Source organism: Frigidibacter sp. RF13, assembly GCF_026626305.1.
In the GTDB taxonomy this organism is placed as follows: domain Bacteria; phylum Pseudomonadota; class Alphaproteobacteria; order Rhodobacterales; family Rhodobacteraceae; genus TMP-24.
The window spans coordinates 1-9734 of record NZ_JAPNUE010000020.1 but is presented as its reverse complement, the minus strand read 5'-3'; the positions used below and the strand labels follow the sequence as shown (position 1 = coordinate 9734).

4 protein-coding genes and 1 pseudogene are annotated in these 9734 nt (G+C 60.6%); 4 read left to right on the top strand and 1 reads right to left on the bottom strand.

The window, feature by feature from the left end; all coding sequences use genetic code 11:
* Positions 1-100: 100 nt before the first annotated feature.
* The 3 genes and pseudogenes from OU426_RS18050 to OU426_RS18040 all read left to right on the top strand — a co-directional run.
* Positions 101-772: pseudogene (locus tag OU426_RS18050) on the top strand (hypothetical protein); the annotation flags it as partial.
* A 3-nt stretch (positions 773-775) separates the two neighbouring features.
* Positions 776-3376: a DEAD/DEAH box helicase family protein gene (locus tag OU426_RS18045; protein WP_267635568.1), complete on the top strand. Its 2601-nt coding sequence runs from the start codon at positions 776-778 to the stop codon at positions 3374-3376.
* Positions 3377-3424: 48 nt separating this feature from the next.
* Complete coding sequence (locus OU426_RS18040) at positions 3425-6823, top strand: AAA domain-containing protein (protein ID WP_267635567.1); 3399 nt, start codon at positions 3425-3427, stop codon at positions 6821-6823.
* Between the two features lie 366 nt (positions 6824-7189).
* Here OU426_RS18040 and OU426_RS18035 read toward each other — a convergent pair whose 3' ends face one another.
* The gene (locus tag OU426_RS18035; protein ID WP_267635566.1) at positions 7190-8287 is read right to left on the bottom strand and encodes a Fic family protein; all 1098 of its coding nucleotides are present in this window, start codon (positions 8285-8287) and stop codon (positions 7190-7192) included.
* A 530-nt stretch (positions 8288-8817) separates the two neighbouring features.
* Here OU426_RS18035 and OU426_RS18030 point away from each other — a divergent pair.
* A partial coding sequence (locus OU426_RS18030; protein ID WP_267635565.1) for a UvrD-helicase domain-containing protein occupies positions 8818-9734 on the top strand: 917 nt, incomplete at its 3' end.

Sequence of the window (9734 nt, the reverse complement as noted above, 5' to 3'; positions counted from 1 at the left end):
AAGACCTTCCTGTCCGCTGTCGCCCTCGCCGCTACCGTCATGTTCTGGCTTTGACGGTCAATGAGTCTGGACCCTAAAGCTCTTCGTCTCTGAAAAGCCTACCGCAGTCGTGTGCGACTTCTTTGCTGGCTCTGGAACGACTTGCCATGCTGTGATGAGGCTCAATCGCGAAGATGGAATGAGGCGTCAATGCATCTCAGTTACGAATAATGAAGTCAACGCAGAAGAGCAAGTAAGGCTGAGGAAGTCTGGCCTGCGCCCTGGCGATGCTGATTGGGAAAAGAACGGGATCTGCGATTACTTTACAAAGCCGCGCATCGCTGCTGCAATCAGTGGAGTAACGCCGGAAGGCAAACGTATCGAAGGAGTTTACAAGTTCGGCGACCAGTTCCCGATGGCCGAGGGGTTCGAGGAAAATGCCGAGTTCTTTACGCTGACCTATGAGACCCCGGTCGCAGTCAGCCATAACCGTGCATTTGAACGCATCGCCCCCCTGCTCTGGATGCGTGCGGGCAGCGAGGGAAAGCGTATCAACGAACTCCCTGCCAACGGCTGGGCCGTTGCCGGCACCTATGGCCTGCTGACCGATCTGGACATGGCCGGGCCGTTCTGCGCGGCCGTCGCGGCTCAAGGCGGTATTCGTGTTGCATTCATCGTGACCGACGATGAGCGCAGGTTTCAGGCGGTTGCAAAACAGCTGCCCAAAGGCGTCGATGCCGTACGCCTTTATGAATCCTACCTGACCAATTTCCGCTTTTCGATGGGGCGTTGATCCATGAAATTCACGCTTAAGGATTACCAAGACGCCGCTGTCCGTGAAGTTTTGCAGAACATGAAGGACGCCAAGTTCTTCTGGCACCAGCGTAACCGCAAAGCGGCTTTCTCACTCGCGGCGACAACTGGTTCGGGCAAAACCGTCATGGCGGCGGCGGTGTTCGAGGCGCTGATGTTCGGCAATGACGAACACGAGTTCGAGCCCGATCCCGGCGCTGTCGTGATCTGGTTCAGTGACGATCCGTCGCTGAACGAACAGTCGAAGTGGCGCCTGCAGGAGGCGTCGGACAAGCTGACAGTGTCCGACCTCATCACGGTCGAAAGCAGCTTCAATCGGGAGAAGTTGGAGGCTGGGAAGATTTACTTCCTGAACACCCAGAAACTTTCGAAGACGAGCCTTTTGACCCGCGGCCATGATCCTGATGATCCCGACTTGGAAGCGGCAGACGGTCAGAAGATCATGCCGGATATGCGGGCCTTCACGATCTGGGACACGATCCGAAACACGATCGAGGACCCTGATCTGACGCTCTATCTGGTGCTGGATGAAGCCCATCGGGGCATGAAGGACGGCGGGATTACGACCGCCACCGGCAGACCGACTATCGTGAAGCAGCTGATAAATGGTTCTGGGAGCACGCCTGGCATTCCGATCGTCTGGGGGATCTCGGCTACGGTCCAGCGGTTCAACGAGGCGATGGCTGGCATGCAAGGCCGGACCACCATGCCACATGTCGTGGTCGATTCCACGCTGGTGCAGGCGTCTGGCCTGTTGAAAGACACCATCTCGCTTGATGTGCCGGACGAGCCTGGTGATTTCGAGACGGTTCTCCTGCGCAGGGGCGGCGACAAGCTGAGGGAAATCTCGGCCGCCTGGGCCGCCTATGCGGCGGAGCAGGGGGATGCAAGCAAGGTTGTGCCGTTGATGGTTCTGCAGGTGCCCGACGCGCCGGACCACAAGGATATCGGCAAGTGGTTGGACATCATCTTCGAACGCTTTCCGGACCTTCCGGCCGACTGCGTGGCGAACGTCTTTGGGGAGCACAAGACAGAAACCTTCGGTAGCCGAACCGCGCCTTACATCGAGCCGCAGCGGGTGCAGCAGGACACATGGGTTCGCATTCTAGTCGCGAAGAATGCGATCAGTACGGGCTGGGATTGCCCCAGGGCCGAGGTCATGGTGTCGCTGCGGGCCGCATCGGATAAGACGCACATCACGCAGCTTCTCGGGCGAATGGTGCGGACACCGTTGGCGCGGCGCATTTCGGGCAATGATCGCTTGAACGCGGTCGACTGCCTGCTTCCGCGCTTTAACAAAGACACCGTGACGGCCGTCGTAAACGAATTGATGGCCGGTGGCGATGGCGGCGAACCGCTTCCCGGCCGCCGTGTTCTGATTAATCCGAAGGAGATGAAGCCCAATCCGGCGATTCCCGAGGAGGTTTGGCAGAAACTTGTATCCCTCCCATCGCAGACGTTGCCGAAGAAGCAAGCCCGTCCGGTAAAGCGCCTGACTGCGCTGGCGCATGAGCTCGCGATGGATGCTTTGCTTCCAGATGCTGGCAAGAAGGCCCACGCGGCTATGCACGCGGTTCTCGATGCGGCTTTGGCCAAGCACTCTGAAGCGATCAAGACCGCCCGGCAGTCTGTTCTTACGGTTGAAGGAAAGACCGTCACAGCTTCCGTCGAAACGCAGGCGATGACCTTCGATGATTTCGTAGAGGCTGCCGATTACGCGGTGATCGAGGACGCCTACAAGCGCGCAGGGCGCGCTATCAGCCCGGACATTGCTACGACCTATGCAGAGCATTTGGCTGGACGAGCAACCGATGCGGAAGATGACGAAGAGGCGCTGATCGATGCGCATACAACGATTGCCGCCATCGGACTGGTTCCGGGGATAAAGATTGACCTCGAAGCTGCCGCCGAGCAACTGGCCACGGACTGGCTTAGCCAGCACAACGATGCTGTCAGGGGGCTCTCGGACGAGCGGCAGGAAGCCTACCGGCAAATCAGGGAGATGAGCGCCGATCCTCTGCCCGCGGAGATTGCTCGGCCCTATATGTGGTTGCAGCCTACAACAGCAAAAGAGCCCACCGGAAAGGTCTTCGAACTTGAGCGGTTCGATCGGCATCTTCTCTGCGATCAAGAGGGGCTCTTCCCGATCAACTTCAATTCATCATGGGAAACGGCCGTGCTGAAGGCGGAGCTCAAGCGCGAAGATTGTATCGGGTGGTATCGCAACCCAGACCGTGGAAGCCAAGATTCCCTCGGAGTGATCTACGAGGAAGCTGGCGAGAACAGAATTCTTCGGCCAGATTTTGTGTTCTTTGTTCGGCTCGCCGATGGTGCGATCGTTGCTGATCTAGTCGACCCGCATGGTGACTATCTGGCGGATGCGATGCCAAAGCTCAAAGGGTTGGCGAAATACGCTGAAGAACATCAGGCACATTTCCGGCGGATCGAGGCGGTCTCCAAAACAAAGACCGGCGCCTTTCGAATGCTTGATCTTACCAAGGCGTCGGTACGCGCGGAGATATTGGCTGCGTCGAGCGCGGAAGGTCTCTACGCAAGTTCAGTGGCAACCGATTACGCCCAATAGGGACAGGAAGAAAGTGGGCAAGCCGAGCAAGAAAGCGATCCGCGTCTGATGGCAGTTAGTTTGGAAAATGTGCTCCGCTACTGGCGCACATCGCTGGCAGACGGAGCGCTGGGCGAAGGGAAGTTCACGCAGGCCGACCGGAAGCGGTTTGTCGACGTCCCGGGCGAGGCCCTGAAGACTGGCGTTCTGCCGGGCGAAGTTGTGGAGCGTGTGTTCCGTGGCCAGGCATCGGCGAAGGCGATGGGCGTTCGGTTCTGGCCGCTGGTGATGGCGCGGAGGTCCTCGCATGGGGCTGCACGCGCAGGAGCCCTCCCGGAAATCGTCGCGCCCGTCGTGACCGAGGCGACGGTTGATCGGGCTGGGCGGATCACCCCCACTCGAAATGCCCTAGCGCGCGATCTCCTGACGCCTTTGCCTTCCGGCGAGTTTGCCATCGGATCGGTTGATGCGTTGGACTCGTTTCTGACGGAAAGTCCCCTGCCGGACATGCCGGGTGAAGGCGCCTGGCAGGAATACCTTGGTCATTGCCGCAAGATGGTCGATGCGGTTTCGCAGGGCTGGCCGCGTGGTGATGCGGACTACCAGCCGGTCGGTTTGGGGTTCCTAGAACTCGCCGAAGATGCCAACGCCACGGTGCGCGGCATCCTTGATCTTTACGATAAGCTCCTCGCCGAGAAGCCCGCTGCCCCGTTGCTTGCGCAGATCGCACAGCCCCGCAAAGGAACAGGTGGCCTTGATCATCGGATCGAGAGGGAGTTCGCGCGGCGTCTTGGTCATTCGAACGCGAGCTTCCCACTTGCCGAACATCAGAGGCAGGTCCTGGCTTGGCTGGACGCGTCCTCGCCGGGCGAGGTCATTGCCGTGAACGGCCCTCCGGGTACGGGCAAGACGACCATGCTGCTGTCGGCGGTTGCCGGGCTCTGGGTGCGTGCCGCATTGCGCGGCGACGATCCGCCGGTGATTGTGGCCGCATCCTCGAACAACCAGGCCGTGACGAACATCATCGACGCCTTCGGGAAGGATTTCGGCAAAGGGGAGGGGCCTTTCGCCGGACGGTGGCTGCCCGAGGTCGAGAGCTTTGGGATGTTCCTCGCGTCGCATTCGCGGCGACTGGAAGCGGCGCGTCGCTACCAGACCGAAGAGTTCCAGACCGAGCGAGAAACGGTTGCCTATGTCCAGCGCGCAAAGGACGCGTACTTGCTGGCCGCCAATGAAGCCTTTCCGGAGTTGCCGAACCCTGATCTGGCGTCGGTAGTGTCGGCTATCCAAAAGCGGATGGCATCAGAGGTCGAGAAGCTTGCGCGGATTGATCGGGCGGCGACCAGCCGCAACGCTGCGACGGAAGCCCTTAACGCGCAACTTGGCCCCAACCCGGAAGCAACGGAGGCTAAACGGGCGGAAGATTTCGCCCAGCGCACCGCCGAGCTCGAAAGGCTGCGGGGGGCCAAGGCGGCGCTTGATCGGCACCTGGCTTCGGAATCCTCGCTTACCGCGGTCGTTGGTTTCCTTTCGTCGGTCAAGGAAAAGCGCGCCTTGCGGGCCCGGCTGGCGATTGGCGATCTGCTCCCAGGCTTGGAGAACGCAAAGCGTGTCAGCGAGATCGAGGATCGAGTTAGGACAGAACTAGGGTCAGCAGAGGCAGCGCTAAAGGCGGCTGAACAGGCACTCGTGAGGGCGAGGGCCCTGCGCCGCGAGTTCCTTGAGGCGGAAAGAGGCTGGGAGGGCTCGGTGTCAGCCTTCGGCGGCGGTGACGACATCGCGGAACTGGAACGCCGTGCAGACCTTGAAACCCGCTTCCCGTTGTTCCTGTTGGCGACGCACTATTGGGAAGGACGCTGGCTGCTGGCGATGGAGGCCGACCTCGCCGCTATCGTTGCGGCCAAGGGGAAGAACGGCAAGGCGACGGTCATTCCGAGGTGGCATCGCCGGATGATGTTGACGCCTTGCGCTGTGGCCACCTTCGCCAGCCTGCCCGGCAAGATGACCTATACGCGGCGCGACGGCGGGAAATGGGCGACCGAGTACCTTTTCGACTTCATCGACCTTTTGATCGTCGACGAAGCTGGTCAGGTTCTGCCGGAAGTCGCCGGAGCATCATTTGCTCTCGCGAAACGTGCCCTTGTCATTGGCGATACGCAGCAGATCGAACCAATCTCGTCGGTGCCGCGACCGGTTGACGTCGGAAACCTGCGGAACTGCGGGCTACTGGGTGGCGAGGCCGACGTCGATACGCTTGCTGCTCGCGGCATTTGCAGCACCAGCGGCAGTGCCATGCGCCTCGCGCAAGAGGCCTGCGGTGTGTCGCCCTATCCTGATCTTGAGAAGGGGCTCTACCTCTTCGAACATCGGCGGTGCTACGACGAGATCATCAGCTTCAGCAACGCCTTGTGCTACAAGGGAAAGCTCCGGCCGCTCAGGGGAAAGGCGCCTTCGGATGCAGGACTTCCGGCGCTTGGGTATCTCCATATCGATGGTCGGGCGGTAACCTCGGGCAGCAGTCGGGCCAACCTGATTGAGGCGCAGACGATCGCCGCCTGGCTTGATGAAAACCGCGCTTGGCTTGAGGCGCGCTATCGTCGGCCCCTTGAGCAGATTGTCGGGATCGTCACGCCCTTTGGCCGTCAGGTGCGCGAAATCCGCGATGCCTGTGCCAGCCGGAGGATTTCGGTTGATGGGCGCGAAGGCATGACCATTGGCACAGTCCACGCCCTTCAAGGCGCCGAACGGCCGGTCGTGATCTTTTCCCCGGTCTATTCGAAGCACGCCGACGGCGGATTTATCGATGCATCGCCCAGCATGCTGAATGTCACCGTCTCTCGGGCCAAGGATAGCTGCCTTGTCTTCGGCGACATGGATGTCATGGCCGCGGCCCAGACCGAATCGCCCCGTTCAATCCTGTCAGAGTTCTTGTTTGCCTCAGAGACCAATGCGCTCGAGTTTGCGGCCGAGCCCCGGACGGACCTGAAGCAGGGAAGCGGCCAGATCCAGATGCTGCGGGATGCGGCCGGGCACGATGCCTTCTTGCTGGACGCGCTTTCGGCGGGCGGGCGGCGCTATACGATCGTCAGCCCTTGGGTGATCGCGGGCACGATGGAACGCGTCGGGCTGATCGCCGCCTTCGAAGGGGCTATCCGCCGAGGTGCCGAGATCGATGTCTTTGCCGACCCCTTGCTCAACGAGGGACCGGCCGCCGGTGGCCTGACCCAGATGGAAGCGGTCGAGAAGCTCTTTGCCAAGATCGGGGTCCGTCTCCACAAGCTGCCGAAGTTGCACAGCAAGATAGTGGCGATCGACAGCGACGTTCTGTGTATCGGGTCATACAACTGGCTAAGCGCCGATCGGCAGGGCCAGTATGCCCGGCACGAGACGTCATTCGTCTATCGTGGCCAGCACCTTGAGGACGAGATACGCACTATCGTCGGAAGCCTGAAGCGGAGGGAGAAATAGTGAACAAGGGGGCACGGCGAGGATTGCGGGTCAACAATAGGTCAACCTGCCGATCTACATCGTTCACGGTTTGGGCTACATCCGCTTCCGCTGGTTGCGGTCGGGAGCGGCTAGGTAATCAAGCGAGATCAATGAGTTGTCGCGCAAGTGGTTGAAATCTATGGGCCATATGTTCTCCTTTTGGTCCGCCTCATAACCTGAAGGCCGCAGGTTCAAATCCTGCCCCCGCAACCAAATTCCCCAACAAAACCAAAGAGTTAAATGTTGAGCGTTTCGCTTGTGTATAAGCAAACGCAAACACCTCAACAACAACTCAACGTTACACGAGGCCCCCTTCGAGGGTGCGGATAATCGTCGCCAGTGCCGTCACAGCACCAATTCATAGTGCGTGCTGCGGCCGCCGCCTTCGCCCTTCCGCAGCAGCCCGAGATCAAGTAGCGCCGCGATGTCGCGGTTCGCGGTGTCCTGTGAGCACTTGGCGATGATGGCCCACTTGGATGATGTCATCTTGCCCTCGAACCCATCAAGCAGGCGGTTCAGTACCTTGATCTGGCGTTCGTTCAGCGCCAGTGCTGCCGCGCGTTCCCAGAACTGACCCTTGGCGATGACCGCCGCCAGGACGCCATCTGCGCCGTGGATGGCACGGCCGAGGCAGTCGAGGAACCACAGGATCCAAGCCGTGACGTCCGTTCCACCCTTCTGGGTGCGCTCAAGCTGGTCGTAGTAGACGTTCCGCTCGGTCCTGATCTGCGCGGACATGCTGTAGAACCGCTGCGAGCTTCCCTCCGACCGGGCAAGTGCCAGGTCGGCGATGGCGCGGGCGATACGACCGTTGCCGTCCTCGAACGGGTGGATCGTCACGAACCAAAGATGCGCCAGCGCCGCCTTGATCACCGGGTCGGTGGTCAGGGGCGCGTTGAACCATGTGAGGAAGGCTTCCATCTCCGCCGGGATCCGCGGTGCGGGTGGGGCCGAGTAGTGAACCTTCTCCCGGCCATAGGGCCCGGACACCACCTGCATCGGGCCGGTGCTGTCATCACGCCAATTGGCGACGATGATCTTCGTCATGCCGCTGCGCCCCGTGGGGAACAAAGCTGCATGCCAGCCGAAAAGGCGCTCGGCGGTGAGTGGGGCCTGAAAGTTCCGCGTTGCGTTCAGCATCACCTCGACGATGCCTTCCACATTGCGATCGGTCGGGGGCAGGGCGCCGATGTCGATGCCGAGCCGCCGGGCGAGCGATGACCGCACCTGTGTGGCGTCCAGCTGTTCGCCCTCGATCTCGCTTGTCTTGACTACGTCCTGCGTCAGGGTCTGCAGGACCGCCTCTTCACGCAGCTTGAAGCCCAGCGCCTCCATCCGGCCTATCAGTCGCCCTTGGTCGTGACGCACTGCAGCCAGGGGCGCAGCAATGCTGCCGTCCTGCCAGGTCAGCCTGGGCCAGTCTGGTTGTTCCCAGATGTACACAACATTCTCCGCGCTACGTGCGGTGATTGTGGGCCGCATTCTCCGCAAGCGCAAGGAAAAACACCGCAAGATATGCGGAGAATGATATGCCTATTCTCCGCACAACATCGACAGGTCTCGGATTTGACGCCACGCTGCGCATCTCAAATTGCCTTGATGTCAGAATACAGGTTCAAACTGTCATCAACGGTTGTTGCTGCTAGCGGGCTGAAACCAAAGCACGCACGACACGAACGCGTGGTTTCGTCGCTTGTCGGCCAATGAAGCTGTAGAACTCCGAATCACGGCCTGTGCACTCGCCAGTTGCAGTTCAAGCCGGTCGCAGCACAAGCTGACAGGGCACGACGACGAGGCCCAGTTCATTGATTCGACTGCAACAACGCCCTTTGCTTGGTTTCCTAGTTGACCCCTTTGGGCTGTCTGCTCGTGCCATGGCGCTAGACGAGGATCACATCAGGATCACGCGACGCGGTCAGATTACGACCGTGTCACTGCAGGCGCTGACCCAAGCACCAGCTCTCCGGAAGGGGATGCTCGGAACTGCGCTGACCATAAACTCTCAGGAGCATGACGATGTCACGCTGAAGGGGGCGGGGAACGTCGCAGCCACGAAGTTCGCGGAAGAGGTCAAGGAAGCCTGGACGCGACTCAATCTCGCAGCCCTTGATAAGGAGGCGGTGCGACTGGACAGGGTCCTTGCCGGGGTGCTGGCGCTGGCAGCGCCGTCCCGATATCCCTCGGCATGCCTGATCGCGCCGCTGCTGGATGACGCGAGGGCTCTGGATGCATCGCTTCTGTCGAAGCTGAATGCCGAGGCCATCGGTGCCGAGGTCGTCGCGCGTATCGCACCCGTCCGCAAGTTTGCGACCGACCCGCGAGCGGCGCGGGCGAATGCCATCGGAGCCTTCGTGTCGGCCGAACTGGACCGCTGGAAGGATTTCTTCGACACCATCGAGAGCAAGCCGCTGACGCCGGAACAGCGCCTGTCTGTCGTTGTCGACGAGGATGCGACGCTGGTCCTCGCCGGGGCGGGATCCGGAAAGACCAGCGTCATAACCGCCAAGGCGGCCTATCTGGTCAAGGCGGGCATCCGACAGCCAGAGGAAATCCTGCTTCTGGCCTTCGCGAAGAATGCGGCGGAGGAAATGTCGGAACGGGTCGAGGCCCGATCCGGCGTGCCGATCGTCGCGCGAACGTTCCACGCGATTGCCTATGACATCATCGGCATCGTCGAAGGGTCAAAGCCCGCCTTGGCAGATCATGCCACCGACGACATGGCCTTCAGCAACCTGATTAAGCAGATCCTGAAGGACCTGGTCTACCGCCTGTCAGAGGTGTCGAAGGCGATCATCCAGTTCTTCGCGCATTTCCTAGGGTCCAGACTCATTGACCGTCAAAGCCAGAACATGACGGTAGCGGCGAGGGCGACAGCGGACAGGAAGGTCTT